At 31.4% G+C, this 15,917-nt stretch carries 13 protein-coding genes; 5 read left to right on the top strand and 8 right to left on the bottom strand.

Annotated elements, in window-relative coordinates:
* Window positions 1-40: 40 nt before the first annotated feature.
* The gene (locus ACWJKE_RS17555) at window positions 41-4,321 is read right to left on the bottom strand and encodes an acyl-CoA dehydratase activase-related protein (RefSeq protein ID WP_462959055.1); all 4,281 of its coding nucleotides are present in this window, start codon (window positions 4,319-4,321) and stop codon (window positions 41-43) included.
* 744 nt (window positions 4,322-5,065) lie between these two features.
* On the opposite strand from ACWJKE_RS17555, the gene ACWJKE_RS17550 reads away from it, so the two are divergent.
* From ACWJKE_RS17550 to ACWJKE_RS17540, 3 genes are all read left to right on the top strand, one after another.
* Window positions 5,066-5,809, top strand: a complete 744-nt coding sequence (locus tag ACWJKE_RS17550; RefSeq protein ID WP_253198096.1) for an ABC transporter ATP-binding protein — start codon at window positions 5,066-5,068, stop codon at window positions 5,807-5,809.
* On the top strand, window positions 5,793-6,593 hold the full coding sequence (locus ACWJKE_RS17545; RefSeq protein ID WP_216302015.1) for an ABC transporter permease: 801 nt from the start codon (window positions 5,793-5,795) through the stop codon (window positions 6,591-6,593). Before ACWJKE_RS17550 ends, ACWJKE_RS17545 begins: the two co-directional genes overlap by 17 nt.
* Window positions 6,594-6,685: 92 nt before the next feature.
* Window positions 6,686-7,042: a tetratricopeptide repeat protein gene (locus tag ACWJKE_RS17540; RefSeq protein ID WP_216302014.1), complete on the top strand. Its 357-nt coding sequence runs from the start codon at window positions 6,686-6,688 to the stop codon at window positions 7,040-7,042.
* Window positions 7,043-7,061: 19 nt separating this feature from the next.
* Here ACWJKE_RS17540 and ACWJKE_RS17535 read toward each other — a convergent pair whose 3' ends face one another.
* Genes ACWJKE_RS17535 through ACWJKE_RS17525 form a run of 3 tightly spaced genes read right to left on the bottom strand, consistent with a single transcriptional unit; the run spans window position 7,062 to window position 10,358 of the window.
* Entirely contained in the window at window positions 7,062-8,267 is a 1,206-nt protein-coding gene (locus ACWJKE_RS17535; RefSeq protein ID WP_462959054.1) for a transglutaminase domain-containing protein, read from the bottom strand.
* A complete protein-coding gene (gene recX / locus ACWJKE_RS17530) occupies window positions 8,221-9,105 on the bottom strand; it encodes a recombination regulator RecX (RefSeq protein WP_258876395.1) in 885 nt (294 codons plus the stop codon). Before recX ends, ACWJKE_RS17535 begins: the two co-directional genes overlap by 47 nt.
* Window positions 9,106-9,107: 2 nt before the next feature.
* Window positions 9,108-10,358: a M16 family metallopeptidase gene (locus tag ACWJKE_RS17525; protein WP_216302012.1), complete on the bottom strand. Its 1,251-nt coding sequence runs from the start codon at window positions 10,356-10,358 to the stop codon at window positions 9,108-9,110.
* Window positions 10,359-10,645: 287 nt separating this feature from the next.
* Here ACWJKE_RS17525 and ACWJKE_RS17520 point away from each other — a divergent pair, with 287 nt between their 5' ends.
* A complete protein-coding gene (locus ACWJKE_RS17520; protein ID WP_187351392.1) occupies window positions 10,646-11,170 on the top strand; it encodes a QueT transporter family protein in 525 nt (174 codons plus the stop codon).
* A 121-nt stretch (window positions 11,171-11,291) separates the two neighbouring features.
* Window positions 11,292-12,863, top strand: coding sequence for a DEAD/DEAH box helicase (locus ACWJKE_RS17515; RefSeq protein WP_216302048.1), 1,572 nt, complete (start codon window positions 11,292-11,294; stop codon window positions 12,861-12,863).
* Between the two features lie 310 nt (window positions 12,864-13,173).
* Here the strand turns inward: ACWJKE_RS17515 and ACWJKE_RS17510 are convergent, their stop codons facing one another.
* The 4 genes from ACWJKE_RS17510 to ACWJKE_RS17495 form a co-directional block, all read right to left on the bottom strand.
* Window positions 13,174-13,875, bottom strand: a complete 702-nt coding sequence (locus ACWJKE_RS17510; RefSeq protein WP_165411724.1) for an MgtC/SapB family protein — start codon at window positions 13,873-13,875, stop codon at window positions 13,174-13,176.
* Between the two features lie 27 nt (window positions 13,876-13,902).
* Window positions 13,903-14,394, bottom strand: coding sequence for a UPF0158 family protein (locus tag ACWJKE_RS17505; RefSeq protein WP_220286034.1), 492 nt, complete (start codon window positions 14,392-14,394; stop codon window positions 13,903-13,905).
* 110 nt (window positions 14,395-14,504) lie between these two features.
* Window positions 14,505-14,747 carry a DUF1292 domain-containing protein gene (locus ACWJKE_RS17500; protein WP_216302010.1) on the bottom strand — a complete coding sequence of 81 codons (243 nt, stop codon included), beginning with the start codon at window positions 14,745-14,747 and terminating at the stop codon, window positions 14,505-14,507.
* A 135-nt stretch (window positions 14,748-14,882) separates the two neighbouring features.
* The gene (locus ACWJKE_RS17495; protein ID WP_216302009.1) at window positions 14,883-15,872 is read right to left on the bottom strand and encodes a biotin--[acetyl-CoA-carboxylase] ligase; all 990 of its coding nucleotides are present in this window, start codon (window positions 15,870-15,872) and stop codon (window positions 14,883-14,885) included.
* Window positions 15,873-15,917 lie beyond the last annotated feature (45 nt).

Raw genomic sequence — 15,917 nt, 5'->3', positions numbered from 1 at the left:
AATTTAAGAAAAAACTTGTAATTAACAATTCATTAGATTTTTAATCTGTTTTTTTATCACTAGCTACTTCTTGATGCGCAATTTTAACTTCTTCCTCACTCTTAAGGTTTTTAAAAGCAATGGACATCATAAGCTTTATTCTATTAATTTGATTTACTTCACTTGCACCTGGGTCATAATCTATAGCAGTTATATTAGAGCCTGGATACCTCCGCTTTAATTCCTTAATCATCCCTTTACCTGTTACATGATTTGGAAGGCAAGCAAAAGGTTGCATACACACTATGTTTCTTGTTCCACTTTCAATAAGCTCAACCATTTCAGCGGTGAGAAACCATCCTTCACCTGCCTGATTACCTAGTGATAAAATAGGTGATGCTCCTTTCGCTAATTCCTGTATAGTTTTAGGTGCGTGAAATCTTTTACTACTTTCTAAAGCTGATTTCATACATTTTCTGAAACCTTCTATATATCGAATCGCTATGTTACTTAGTACTTTATCAGTCCTACTCTTACCCAAATACTTATATTTAAAGTCAGCATCATATGCACAGTATAAGAAAAAGTCCGTTAAATCCGGCATAACTGCCTCCCCACCTTCATTTTCAATAACATCTATAATGTTATTGTTAGCTGTAGGATGGAACTTAACTAAAATCTCTCCTACTAGGCCTATCTGAGGTTTCGAAATGTTTTTGATTTCTAAATTGTCAAAATCAGCTACTATAGAAGATATATTATTATTAAACTCGCGACTATTACCTTCTGTCACGGCTTCTTTGCATATTTTCACCCATTTTTCATAAAGTAAATTAGCTGAGCCTAGTATCTTCTCATAAGGTCTAACCTTGTATAGTACCCTCATAAACAAATCTCCGTACACTAAAGCCATTATCGATTTTTTAACCATTGGATATGTGAATTTTAAACCCGGATTTTTCTCAAGACCAGCAGCATTTAAGGATATTACTGGAACCTTTGGAAACCCTGCTTCCTTCAAGGCTTTCCTAAGGAATCCAATATAATTTGTAGCTCTACATCCTCCACAAGTTTGAGAAATTATAACGGAGGTATTATCTATTTCATATCTACCTGATTTTAAAGCAGCAATTATTTGTCCTACTACAATTATTGTTGGATAACAAGCGTCATTATTTACATATTTTAAGCCTTCATCTACAGCTTTAGTATCTACCGAAGGTAAAATTTCTAAATTGTATCCTGATGAATTAAAAGCTTCCTGTACAAATTGAAAATGCACCGGAGACATTTGCGGGCATAAAATCGTGTGATTTTTTCTCATTTCCTTGGTGAAAATAATTCTACTGTTGATTGCTTCAGTTTTACTCGGCAAAGTTCCGTTCTTGTCTCTTTCATCGAGGGCGGCTTTTAAGGATCTAATTCTAATTCTAGCAGCTCCCAAGTTATTTCCCTCATCAATTTTTAAGCTTGTATATATCTTGCCGCTATTTTCTAAAATTTCTCCAACTTGGTCCGTGGTAACTGCATCAAGTCCACACCCAAAAGAATTTAGCTGAATAAGCTCAATATTGGGCTCTTTTGCTACAAAACTCGCCGCTGCGTATAACCTAGAATGATATACCCATTGATCTACTATTTTTAAAGGTCTTTCAACAACACCTAGATGAGCCACTGAATCCTCTGTAAGCACGGGCATATCAAATCCCGTAATTAAACTTGGGATTCCATGATTAATTTCTGGGTCTATATGATAAGGTCTCCCTGCCAAAACAATACCCCTTTTTCCGGTCCTCCTAATATATTGTACGACTTCCGCACCTTTACTTTGAATATCCAATTTTACCTTTTCAGTTTCGATCCATGCCTTTTTAACCGCCATAGCAACTTCTCTTTTATCAATTCCAAAACTCGCTAGCTCACCCGCTAATCTATCAATTATTTTTTTCTTATTATCTAAAGAAATAAAAGGATTCAGGAACTTAATATCTCGTTCCTTCAAAATATCCATATTATTTTTTATTACCTCAGGATATGAAGTTACTATAGGACAGTTATAATGATTATCCGCGCCTGATTGCTCCTTTTTTTCATATGGAATACAAGGATAGAATATAGTGTCTACCCCCTTATTTATAAGACTCATTATATGCCCATGTGCTATTTTAGCCGGATAGCAAGCAGATTCTGAGGGAATAGTTGCAATTCCCATTTCATATACCTGTTTAGAAGATCTTTGGGATACTTCTACCCTGAATCCTAAATTGGTAAAGAAGGTAAACCAAAATGGATAATTTTCATATATGTTAAGTACTCTTGGAATGCCTATTACACCCCTAAATGCCTCTTCCTTCTTTAATGGAGTATAATCAAATATTCTTTTATACTTATAGTCATAGAGATTAGGAACCTCTTCTTTTTTACTGCTTTTTCCTAATGCTTTTTCACAGCGATTACCAGTTATAAATTCCCTTTCATTATCAAATTTATTAATTGTAAGAACGCATTGATTTGCGCATTGCTTGCATCTACCCATTGAAGTTTCTACATTAAAACTATCCAATTGTTCGAGTGATAACAATGTAGAAATTTTGCCTTTTACTGCTCTTTCCTTTGCAATAAGTGCGGCACCAAATGCACCCATTAGTCCTGCAATATCTGGCCTAACCGCCTCTCGTCCTGAAATAATTTCAAAAGCCCTAAGTACTGAATTGTTATAAAATGTTCCGCCTTGAACTATTATTTTCTTACCCATGTCCTTTGGGTCTCTTATCTTAATAACTTTAAGCAGTGCATTTTTTATTACCGAATAAGAAAGTCCTGATGATATATCCCCTATAGAGGCGCCTTCCTTCTGAGCCTGTTTAACCCTTGAATTCATAAACACAGTACATCTTGAACCTAAGTCCACTGGGCTTTTAGCAGACAAGGCTACATTTGCAAAATCTGATATTTGCATATCTAAAGAATTAGCAAAAGTTTCTATAAAAGAACCACAACCAGAAGAACATGCTTCATTTAGCATTATACTATCGATTACCCCATCTTTTATTTTTAAACACTTCATGTCTTGCCCGCCAATGTCTAATATAAAGTCTACTCCTGGCAAAAAGAATTTTGCTGCCTTGTAATGAGCTATAGTTTCAATTTCTCCAATGTCCACTTTTAATGCAGCCATTATTAGCCTTTCACCATAACCTGTTACCGCTGAATTTTTGATGATTACTTCACTCGGTAAAATAGTGTATATATGTTTTAATATTTTACTAACTACAGTCAATGGATTGCCTTCATTACTTCCATAGTAAGAGTATAAAATTGCGCCTTCCTCATCTATAAGTGTAACTTTGGTAGTTGTAGATCCGGCATCTATTCCCAAAAAACAATTCCCCGTGTAATCCGCTAATTCTTTTCTTGCTGCCTTATATTTGCTCTGTCTTTTGTTAAATACTTGTAGCTCCGCATCATCTATAAATAAAGGCCTAAGTCTTCGAACATCGAGGCTCGATACTTCCTTTAACTTTGGAAGCTGCCTCTTTAGTTCTTCAAAAGAAATAATGCCCTCATCCTTTGATGACATAGCAGCCCCTAGCGCAACAAATAACTGAGAATCCTTAGGAAAAATAACTTGATCCTCTGAGAGCTTTAATGTCTCAATAAACCTTTGTCGTAGTTCAGACAAGAAATATAATGGCCCACCTAAAAATGCAACATTTCCCGTAATCGGTCTACCGCAAGCAAGTCCACTAATAGTTTGATTAACTACTGATTGAAAAACTGACACAGCAATATCTTCTTTCGCAGCACCTTCATTTAATAAGGGTTGAATATCAGTTTTAGCAAAAACTCCGCATCTAGCTGCAATTGGGTATATAGTTTTATACTTCTTTGCAAGTTCATTAAGTCCCGCTGCATCCGTTTGAAGCAGTGATGCCATCTGATCAATAAATGCGCCAGTACCACCAGCGCAAGTACCATTCATTCTTTGGTCTATTCCTCCATCAAAATATATAATCTTTGCATCTTCTCCACCTAGTTCAATAGCCACATTAGTTCTTGGGATAATATTTTCTATAGCATAAGTACTGGCAACTACTTCTTGAATAAATGTGATATTGAGCCATTTAGATAAGGCTAGTCCACCAGACCCCGTTACCACTATAGTTATATCGCATTCACTGAAATCATTATAAGCCTCATATAAAAGCTCGGCTATTGTACTTTTTATATCAGAAAAATGCCTTTGATACTTACTATATATTATTTTTTCTTGATTATTTAACACTACTATTTTAACAGTGGTAGATCCTACATCTAATCCAACATGTAATATTTTTTTCATAATTATCTTCTCTTTCCCCGCAAGTCTGGATTTATTTGTGTTTTTTGACCCTAATATTTTATTATATATGTTAATGCAGTTGGATTCAATCTCCATTTTTTTAAAATAACCTAATATTTCAGTAAATAGCCTATTTATTATATATCTTTATTCTTCAAAAACCGAATTTATTCCCTCTGCTACAGATACTTATAATATTTTTTCTATTAATTACATATCATTATTGATAAAATTTGTAATTATTAATTGTATTTGTATAATATTAAAACATAAGTATATAAAATTATAACTCAATAACCATAATATTTTCAACCTAATTTTTCTTTATTATAGTATGTACATCCCTATCTATTTATTATGGTATTTATATAAGTGGGTGGCTTTCCTTCTGAAATATCGTTAATCATCATCTGCGATGCTGCAATATTAACGACTTCAGAAGGGGTTTTATATTTCTACTTAACTCTTATTTTTATTATAGTATGTATATTCCTACTTAAGTAGGTGGGTGACCCTTCTGAAATGTTGTTAATCATCATCTGCGATGCTGCAATATTAACGACTTCAGAAGGCGTTTTATATTTCTACTTAACTCTTATTTTTATTATAGATGTATATTCCTACTTAAGTAAGTGGGTGACCCTTCTGAAATGTCGTTAACAATACATTATCTACCCTCATATACTAAACTATAACTCTCAAGGGGATGACAAAGTGATTAAAGTAGAAATTAATAATATATGCATGAATTATCACTCTTTAACTGCAGAAACTCCTGCTTTAAAGCATATCTCATTTAGTGTAGAAGAAGGTCACTTTTTAAGTATTGTAGGCCCTTCTGGCTGTGGGAAATCTACGCTGTTAAATATAATAGCAGGCTTAATTACTCCGTCATATGGCGAAATAGTAATTAAAAGTCATGATGATAGCTCAAGCCTTTCAAAAATTGGATATATGTTTCAAAAGGATCAATTATTCGACTGGTTAACCATATGGGACAATGTACTTTTGGGTCTCAAAATTAACCACCGTATTACAGATGACAATAAGGAAATGGTAAAAAATATTTTAATAAGCTATGGTCTCTGGGAATTTAGAAATCATCATCCTAGAGAATTATCCGGAGGCATGCGCCAAAGAGTTGCTTTAATTCGCACCCTAGCTTTAAGCCCCGAAGTCCTTCTTTTAGATGAGCCTTTCTCAGCTTTAGACTACCAAACTAGATTAAACATTAGTGATGAAGTTTATGAAATTATAAAAAAAGAAAAAAAGACTACTATAATGGTAACTCATGATATTTCTGAAGCTATCGCTATGTCAGATGAAATTATTATCCTTTCAAATCGACCTGCTGTAATCGTTAAAGAGATGAATATTGAATTTGGAGAAGATTTCCCTTGTCCTCTCAAGCGTCGAGAAGCTCCAAATTTCAGAGTTTACTTCAATGAAATTTGGAAGGAGTTGAATAGCAATGCTGATTCAAAGTGATGAGCAAAAGAATTATATCAAAAATGTAAAAAGAGAGAAATACACTATTATTTTCACAAGGATAATAATACTAATTGTTTTTTTTAGCCTTTGGGAAATAGCTGGCAGACTTAAATGGATTGATTCCTTTTTAACAAGCACACCGTCAAAAATGTATAATTCCTTTATACAAATATATAATGAAGGTACACTGCTAACTCATATATCAGTAACATGTTTTGAAACAATAACAGGTTTTTTACTTGGAACCATATTAGGGGCCTTAATTGCAGTCTTATTGTGGTGGTCCGATTTTGTTTCAAAAGTTTTGGATCCATACTTAATAGTATTAAATGCCTTGCCTAAAGTAGCTCTTGCACCTATTATTATATTTTGGGTAGGCAACGGGGTAAAGGCAATAATAGTAATCGCGCTTTTAATATCAATAGTTGTAACCATAATTAGCATACTAAGCGGTTTTAGAGAAGTGGATGAAGATAAAATTAAACTTTTAAAAACCTTCGGAGCTTCTAAATACCAAATATTAATTAATCTAATTATTCCTTCATCTATTGGAGCTTTTATTTCTGCACTTAAGATCAATGTAGGCCTCTCATGGGTGGGCGTAATTATGGGTGAGTTCTTAGTGGCTAAAGAAGGTTTAGGATTTTTAATAATCTATGGTGGTCAAGTTTCCCAACTAGATATGGTAATGATGAGCATAGTAATACTTTCTATCTTAGCTTATCTTATGTATGAAATGGTTGCACTTTTCGAAAAAAAAGTGGTTAATAAAAACAAATAAAATTCCACTTAAATGAATACATTTTAAAACCCTTGGACAGTATTTAGAATAACAAATTTATAATTCTTCGGAGAATTACAAGGAGGATAATAATGGAATACTTTCAAAAAGCTAACGAAATATACAATACTAAAGATTATAATAGAGCAATAATTCTCTATAAAAAATCCGCAGAAATGAAAGATAATGAGGCTGGTTCACTTTATAATACCGCAGTATGTTTTATTCACTTAAAAAAATACGAAAAGGCAATACCTTTATTGCATGCTGCTATAAGCCTGCGCCGTGAAAGCAAATATTTTTTCAACTTAGCTTACTGCTATGCTATGTGTGTTAACAAGCAAAAAGCATTATATTATTTCAATACAGCTTGGTCATTAAATAATGAAGATACAGATTGCGAAAAAGCCATTAATTTATTATTAAAAAGCTATAGAATAGCTCCCTAAAACTTAGGGAGCTATTCTATTACCATTCTCCAGCTATATTCTCTCCTTTATGGTCTATATCAAATCTTTTACTATCATAATAATCCCCACCAATTAAAAATGTTGGATCTACATTAATCCAGGTGTTTTCTTCCTCTATATATACTTGATTCCAAGCATGGCTAACCCAATTACTTCCGTTGAATCCTTGGCCTGTTATAATTCTCACCTTTATATTATTAGCTCTGCACATAGCTACATATAGACATGCATAATCAAAACATATACCACTTTTCGAGTTAAAAGTTGGGATGGCACCCGATTTCGCTTCTAAATCGTTATTTAATATTCTATTTGCTTTTTCATCGCTATAAGCTATTTCACTACCTACCCATTTATAAATAACCCTTGCTCTCTCCCTTGTTCCACTTTTACCTTCAGCCAGGGTAATTGCAAACTTATTAATTTCATCATTAGACTTAACCCCTTGATCCAGAGTAATACCATTGTAATAAATTATACCTTTTGGCTTGTTTTGTAAATTAGGTTCTAAAGTAGAAGCCTCTTTTACTACAATTTTAAAAGAGTTATCTACAACATTCGGAAGCTTTTTTGCAAGCTTTGAATTAGTCAATGGAATAACTACCTCTTTGGATATATAATTATATACTTGTGATTCTTCCAAATACTTATTATATGTATCAGTTATATTAAGAAGTGATAGAAAATTAAATATGAAAGTAATAACAATTACATAACATATTGCTTTAGGCAACTGAAATACTGCACCTATAATTCTATTAAATAAAACACTTTTTTGCCTTACTTTGCGCTCTATGCTATCAAATAAAGGATAAAAAGTAATGTGAGAAATAATACTAATTACAAAATTTATAACACTATAAATTATTAATATCACTATTGGCATTATTAATATATAAATCACTAATGGTTTGCTATTAATAAACCCTATAACATTCATTGGTATACTTTTATATATTTTCTCATACATACCTTCATTGTGCTGAATAAGCACTTTTTTCGTATAATAAATACCTAGACATAAAGAAAGCAAAAAAGATATACTTTGAAAAACTCCCTCAATGCCGCCTTTTAAATGTTCCGATGAGAATTTATATATAAACCCCTTAATTATTGGGTATATAAATAATAACAGTAAAATTAAGCTTACGGGCTCTTTAAACACTCCTATCACCGCTTTCATTAACAATATCTTCTGTGCCATTAATTAAATCTTTTAATACTTTTTTAATTTGATCCCACTGGAATCCTCTTCTTAAAAGATAGTCTCCTAGCTTTTTATATAGCTTTATTTTGTGCGATTCTGACTTGATTAATATGCTGTATCTTTTACTAGCTAACTCGTATAATTTATCATAATCTTCTTGATAAGTATCTTCGGAGGGCGCATTATCGCATGATTCCTCTCCTTTGTCATTTTCAGTTATCTTAGCCAAAACCTCTTTAATTATTTCGTAATCATATCCACTGCGAGCTAAATAGTCTGATGTTTTTTTATAAAGTTTTTTTGTATCCTTCTCACTCTTAGATATTGTGACGATTTTTTTTTCGCCTAATTTCAAAGCTGTTTCGAGCTGTTGCTCATTAGTTATCTTATTAAGTTCTTCTTTAATTAATTCTTTTGGAAGAGATTTTTTTAATAAAGCAAACTTTATTTTATTTTTACCACTAGACCTGATTTTTTCTTTTATAAATAATTCAACAAACCGCTTATCATCAATAAAATCATACCGCTTTAAAAACTCCAGTACTCTATCTATAGTTTTAGTATCAAATTCCTTTATCGTTAATTTATCAACTACTTGTTTAGCCGATTTATTGCTTCTCTCCAAAAAGTGAAGTGCGCAGGTTTTCCCCTTAATATAATTATCTTCACTAGCTATATCTTCTAAATTCTGTTTGTCCATAACTCTACCTTTTGTAATATTATGGATATATATAAGTTCTGCATCACAAGCAAATGTATATTCGCCATCCATATAGATGTTAACTCTCCGCTTATTTTTTTTTTGTATTTCAATTTTTGTTATAATACTACTCAATTTTACACTCTCTTTTCTGGTAAAAATATGTGAATTGTTGGCTCCTGCAATACTTTTCTTGAAATATTATATAGGTCTTCACTTTTAATATTCTCCATGTTATCCATATCATCAGTAAACTGATATATATCTTCATCGTCCATAGCTTGATGTATTACATAACTTCCAAGGTCTGTTGAGTCCTCTAAGGTTGAAGCTATAGCAGTTTTCATTATTTTTTTCATCAAGGCTATCGTATTATCGTCAAAAACTATTTTTTTACTTTCAATATCTTTAATAGCAGTATCTATTACATCGATTGCTTCCTCTACATTTTCTTCTGACACCGATGTATAAATATATAATATTTTAACGTTATTTGAAGTATCTAAATGAGTGTAAACATCATATGACAATCCTCTTTCTTCTCGAAGTTCTCTAAATAATATAGAATTAGAACTTTCTCCAAATTTATAGTTTAATATTCTAAGTGCTAATTCCTCATCTTTAGATAGTCCATTAAAGGTATATAAATACAGTATAGTGCATTGCTCAATTTCTTTTTTATATGAGATTTTTTTTATAGACTTATGATGTTCAAAAGTTATTTTTTTCTTTTCAAATTTCCTCTTTGTCCAATCACCAAAATATTTGTTAACCATGTTTATTATATCCTCATGTTCAAACGACGATACAATAGATATGAATGAATTATTAGGCAAGTAATATTTGTTATAAAAATCAACAAGTTGCTTTCTTGTAACTTTTTTTATAATATTTTCGCTACCAATAGTATCTTCTCTAAGTGGACTATATTTAAAAGCAATTTCATTAATTCTCTTAAAGCTTAAATCTTCAATGTCATCATTAATCGTTCTAATTTCAGCGAGTATTACACCCCTTTCCTTTTCAATTTCATCAATTGGAAAGGTTGAATTTAATAGCATATCTCCGAGAAGTGTTAACGAGTTCTCTAATTCTTCATTTAAAATTGTAGCAGTATATACTGTACAATTAAAATCCGTGTATGCATTATATTCCCCACCTAAATTTTCTAGATTGCTGTTTAGTTCTTCGTTAGTTCTACCCTCAGTTCCTTTAAAAAGCATGTGTTCTATAAAATGTGCTATTCCCTTTTCATTTTTTTCTTCAAAAAGAGAACCTATGTTTACTCCAACATGAACTGCTGAAATTTGACTATCCTTTTTAATAGTAATAAGTTTAATACCATTACTTAATTGTGTTTGTTTTGTATTAAAAATTTCTTTACTCATCATATTCTCCTTTAACCAAAAACTATGTTATTAAATCATCACCTGCGAAGCTGTAATACTAACTTCAAAAAACAAATTCATATATATTTTAACTATATCATACTTTTAACTATTTTAGACCATAATTTCAACGTATTTAAAACTAGAATTAATCCCCTACAACCTCAGAAAATCTGAAAGCCCTATTGACTAATTGCGAAATATGGAGTAAAATAAAGATTCGAGTCAAATACTCATAGACAGTTCGTAACCATCCTGTCTTAAAATAAAACTACGGAGGCACAAAAATGAATATTAAATTAAATGAAGGAACTATGTCTGTAAAAATAAGAAAGATCGTTTTTGCAGCAATGGTGGCTGCTATTTATGTAGCCTTAACTCTAAGCTTATCGTTTTTCAGCTTTGGAGTTATTCAATATCGTATCGCTGAAGGACTTACTATTTTACCTTATTTTGCATCCTTTTCTATTCCTGGGCTGCTAATTGGTTGTATAGTTTCTAATATTATAAGTCCACTAGGTATTATGGATATGGTTTTCGGTTCCCTTGCAACGCTTATAGCTGCGATTTCAACTTACTATATTGGTAAAAGCAAACTTAAATTCAAAAGAATACTTGCTCCATTACCGGCTGTAGTAGTTAATGCCATTATTATAGGCATACTGTTAAAGCTTTTATATGTTAATGACATGCCCCTTATAGTTTGTATGCTGCAAGTTGCATGGGGAGAATTAGTCTGCTGTTATGGAATTGGATTGCCTCTTATTTATGTTATTGAGAAGAACTCAATTTTGAGGAATTTTTTTAAATAATTATAAAAAAGCAATTTGAATTTGCTTTTTTGATTTAATATTTATTATTTTGTATATATTTTTGTAATAATAAGATGTATTTGATACTTTATGAGAAGAAAGAGGAATTTTAATGAACAAAATTGACAAACTTAAATTTGATGAACTAGGACTAAGCGAATCCGTACTCCACGCTATACAAGATCTAAAATTTGAATATCCATCTGATATTCAAGCAAAAGCTATTCCAGTTGTACTAGATGGCTTTGATATTATAGGTCAAGCTCAAACAGGAACTGGTAAAACATTAGCCTTTGGTGCACCTATTTTAAGCCTAATGGAAAGACCAAATGGAAAAGTTCAAGCAATAATAATGTCTCCAACAAGAGAACTTGCTGTCCAAGTTGCTGAAGAACTTTCACGTATTGCAAGACATGAAAGAATTAAAATATTACCAATCTATGGTGGCCAATCTATTGATAGACAAATATCCGCTTTAAAAAGAGGAGTAGATATTGTAGTTGGAACTCCAGGAAGATTATTAGATCATATTAGAAAAGGCACTTTAAAACTCGCTAATGCTAAGTTTCTTGTTTTAGATGAAGCTGACGAAATGTTAAACATGGGCTTTATTGAAGATATTGAAAGCATTATAAGTAATTTAAGTGAAGATAGACAGACTTTACTTTTCTCAGCTACTATGCCAAGAGCTATTAAAATATTGTCAAAAAAATATATGCATCCTGAAACAAAGCTTATTGCAATAGAAAAGAAATCTTTGACTGTTTCTAAGATTGAACAATATTATTATGAAGTAAACCCAAAAAATAAATTTGAATCATTATGTAGAATTCTTGACGTTGATGCTCCTAAGACTTGTATACTATTCTGTAAAACTAAGAAGGGTGTAGATGAATTAGTTGATGCATTACAACCTAGAGGTTATACAGTAGAAGGTATGCACGGAGACATGAAACAAAGTCAAAGAATGAATACTCTTAAAAAATTCAAAGATGGTAATCTGAATTTCTTAATTGCAACAGATGTAGCTGCAAGAGGAATCGACGTTGAAAATGTTACTCATGTAATAAACTATGATTTACCACAAGATAGCGAATCATATATACATAGAATTGGTAGAACAGGTAGAGCTGGTAAAGAAGGCACAGCTTATAGTCTTATTACAAGACGAGAAGCATCTGCTATAAGACAAATTGAACGTGATACTAAAAGTATCATCGCTAAAAAAACTGTACCTACTATAACAGATATATTCGCTGCAAAATCAGAAACTATTTTAGATTCTATAAAATTAGTTCTAAAAGAAAATTTATATGAAAACTTTCTTCCACTAGGACAAAATCTTATAAAAGAATTTGGTGATGAAGATGTAGCTGCTTCCCTAATCAAAATTATTTTTGATAAAGAAGTTAACTATAACTATGCAGATGATGCTACAACTACAACTACAGATAATGTTAGACTATTCTTATCTATAGGAAGAATGGATGAAGTTATGACTAAAGATATTATATCTTTCCTATGCGAGACTGCTAACATTAATAAAAATGAACTTGGCCGCATTGATATTTTAGATAAATTTTCTTTCTTAGATGTTCCTGCGAACTTAGTAGATTCTATTCTAAACAATAGTTCAGGTAAGAAATTAAATAGTAGAAAAGTAAATATTGAAGTAGCTAAATCTAGAAGATAGATTTGTTAAATCAAAAGAGCACTTATTAATAAGTGCTCTTTTTTCGCGTATATTTACTTTTAACGGCATTTCAGAAGGAAAGTCTCCCACTTCTATAAATTGGAGTATAAATCACCTTCTGAAGTCATTAATATTCCAGCTCCGCAGGCGATGATTTGATTATTTTATCGTCTCTTTTAACATACAATATAAATGGGGTGATAATAATGAATAAATTTAAAAAACTTATTTACACATTGATTTTTATCTTGTTAATTGAGATTTCGCTAATATATGTAATTTATAAATAAGTACACTTATTATTTTTCTCTTATAATATAGTTGCTTTGTATATTTCTTCAAAAGCACATAGTTTTTGCACAATCCCACTGCTCTTTATATGTCTGGGTGCTAAAATTGTATACATTGTTGTGCTGTAATCTGGATTTTCATCTTCCTCATCAATTGAAAAATCTATATTTTTAACTTTTATGCCCATACCATCAAAGTACTGTTCTAATTTTTCCACCATGTTTTTCTTGTTAACGTATTGAATTTCTATTTTAAGAATATTAATGTTTTTAAATAACTTAGCTTCAAAAGTCTTAAGAAATACTAATACTATAAAAACAAATATAGTTGATAATATACTTAAAGTATAATAACCTTGACCAACTGCAAGTCCAATACATGCCACAGTCCATAAACTTGCTGCAGTAGTAAGTCCTTTTACTGATCCCTTCTCATGTATAATAGTCCCTGCCCCTAAGAATCCTACTCCCGATATAACTTGCGCCCCAAGTCTTCCAATATCTGCTTTCATGACATTTTGGAGTTCTGGGTGCCGCAGTATCATATTAGTTGTTTCTTGAATTGAATATAATTGTATCATTGAGGTAACTGCCGCGCCTAGACATACTAATATATGAGTTCTAAAACCAGCTGGTCTATTCTTATATTCTCTCTCATATCCAATTAAGCCACCAACTAAAACTGCAAGCGCGAGCCTTATTGCTACTTCATATACTAACATATATATACCTCCAACAAATAGGTTGCTTTAATTTAAATACTTTAATTCAATACCAATTGACATTAACCATGTTCTAACAAATTCTTCTATGCATTTATCTTCATATTCATACCATCCATCTGTTGCATTTGGTTTATCCATTAGAATATGTTTAAAACTTTTTATAGGTTCTTCACTTATTAGTGCCCTTTTTAATTCTAGCTTTAAATCTGAATTACTAATTATACTATTAACATATTTTTTCATTGCACTTATATAAAAGTCTTCATCTATTAGAGGAGTGCTTAAATATCTATTAACCTCATCTTCGCTAATAAGTATAGCGGTGATGACAAATTCTTTTAACCACTTATCAAATGTATCTTCTTTTAAAGTCCCATTTTCTAATGCTACACTTACTTCTGTAGGAATATATATAACCTCACCAGTAGCTGTGTCTAGAAAGCTTTTCCCTAAATTGTCATCAACATGCGAAATTGTTTCTATAAGTGCTTCCATATTAATTTCTACTAAATTCAAAATTTCACCTCCTCCAGTTACTACAATAATTTTTAATATCTAAAAAAATTATAAATTTATAGTAAAAACCCAATAAACCTTACCGATTTATTGGGTTATTGGTCTACTATTTATTCCTCAAAAGATGAATCATATTCTTCTAAAACTCTTTCAAATTCTTCTTCATCTTCTACTGCAATATATTGCTCTTTACCATCAACCACTTCTATTTTATAGACAAAAGCATCATCTTCTTCTCCTATAGGAGCTAATAAAGCATATTTATTTTCATCTAACTCAATAATTTCGATTAATTCAAAATCAACCTTTGCTCCATCTTCATCTAACATTGTTATAATTTTATTTTCTTCCATGTCTATTCTCCTTTCAACCTTAATAACCACATTATACCGTTAATCTAGCTATACTGTCTATATAAAAATATAGATTAAATAACATTTCAAAAGGAAATTATCCTACATTATCCCTTAAACATATGAAACATCAGTTTATTTACTATATCCGGAAATTCCTCTTATAGAAACTTCTCCTGAAACAATATATTCTACTATCCCTTTGTAATTTTCAATTACTAATTCTCCTTGATCACTTATATCTATTGCCTTAGCTGTTGTTACTTTTCCTCTATTAATCAATTGGATTTCTTTACCTATAAGCATGGAATTTTTTCTGCAAATCTGTATAGTTTCTTCTATATTTCCATTTTGGACAAAATCACTATATAGCTCCTCAAAAATGTTTAATATGTTGGCAAGCAAAAGCTTCCTCTCCATGTATTTACCACTCGCAAGCTTTATAGACGTAGCCACATCTTTTAGATCAATTGGTATATCTTCTTTTTCCAAATTTACATTTATACCAATTCCCATAACTAGATAATTAATATGATCTACTTCACCACTCATTTCTGTTAATATACCACATACTTTTTTACCATCAAATACTATATCGTTAGGCCACTTAATACTAGTTTTAATTCCCATTTTCATAATAGCTTTTTGAACTGCTGCTGCCCCAAGTAGGGTTATTTGTGATATATTTTCTGTGTTAATATTTGGTCTAAGTATTATGGACATCCATATGCCCTTGTGCTTTGGAGATACCCAATTTCGTCCGAGCCTTCCACGTCCTAATGTTTGTTCTTCACTTATTATAACTGTGCCGTGATCTTGCTTTGTCTCCGCAAGCTCTTTAGCTTTAGAGTTAGTTGACCCTATAGAATCATAGTGAATAATATTTCTACCTATGTATTTCGTACTTAAAAAATTTTTAATTTCCTCAAATGTAAGTATATCCGGTGAGGAAATTATTCTATAACCCTTTCTTGAAATTGCTTCAACTTCGTAGCCATCCTCTTTAATTATATTTATATGTTTCCAAATAGCTGCACGGCTAACGCCTAAATCTTCACTAATTTTTTGACCAGACACAAAATTATTTCCACTGTCCTTAAGTAGCCTAATGATTTTTTCCTTCATAACATCCACACCCTTTTTTGTTTTACCAAATTCTGAGGAAAGTCG

It is taken from the genome of Clostridium sp. CM036 (assembly GCF_055081135.1).
Note: the sequence above shows the minus strand (reverse complement) of the source record. Positions and strands in the feature narration are given on the sequence as shown.

What these genes read in the sequence shown, in the direction of transcription:
- ACWJKE_RS17555 (WP_462959055.1), bottom strand. Translation starts at nt 4,321, where the DNA reads ATGAAAAAAATATTACATGTTGGATTAGATGTAGGATCTACCACTGTT.
- ACWJKE_RS17550 (WP_253198096.1), top strand. Translation starts at nt 5,066, where the DNA reads ATGAATTATCACTCTTTAACTGCAGAAACTCCTGCTTTAAAGCATATC.
- ACWJKE_RS17545 (WP_216302015.1), top strand. Translation starts at nt 5,793, where the DNA reads ATGCTGATTCAAAGTGATGAGCAAAAGAATTATATCAAAAATGTAAAA.
- ACWJKE_RS17540 (WP_216302014.1), top strand. Translation starts at nt 6,686, where the DNA reads ATGGAATACTTTCAAAAAGCTAACGAAATATACAATACTAAAGATTAT.
- ACWJKE_RS17535 (WP_462959054.1), bottom strand. Translation starts at nt 8,267, where the DNA reads ATGGCACAGAAGATATTGTTAATGAAAGCGGTGATAGGAGTGTTTAAA.
- ACWJKE_RS17525 (WP_216302012.1), bottom strand. Translation starts at nt 10,358, where the DNA reads ATGAGTAAAGAAATTTTTAATACAAAACAAACACAATTAAGTAATGGT.
- ACWJKE_RS17520 (WP_187351392.1), top strand. Translation starts at nt 10,646, where the DNA reads ATGAATATTAAATTAAATGAAGGAACTATGTCTGTAAAAATAAGAAAG.
- ACWJKE_RS17510 (WP_165411724.1), bottom strand. Translation starts at nt 13,875, where the DNA reads ATGTTAGTATATGAAGTAGCAATAAGGCTCGCGCTTGCAGTTTTAGTT.
- ACWJKE_RS17500 (WP_216302010.1), bottom strand. Translation starts at nt 14,747, where the DNA reads ATGGAAGAAAATAAAATTATAACAATGTTAGATGAAGATGGAGCAAAG.
- ACWJKE_RS17495 (WP_216302009.1), bottom strand. Translation starts at nt 15,872, where the DNA reads ATGAAGGAAAAAATCATTAGGCTACTTAAGGACAGTGGAAATAATTTT.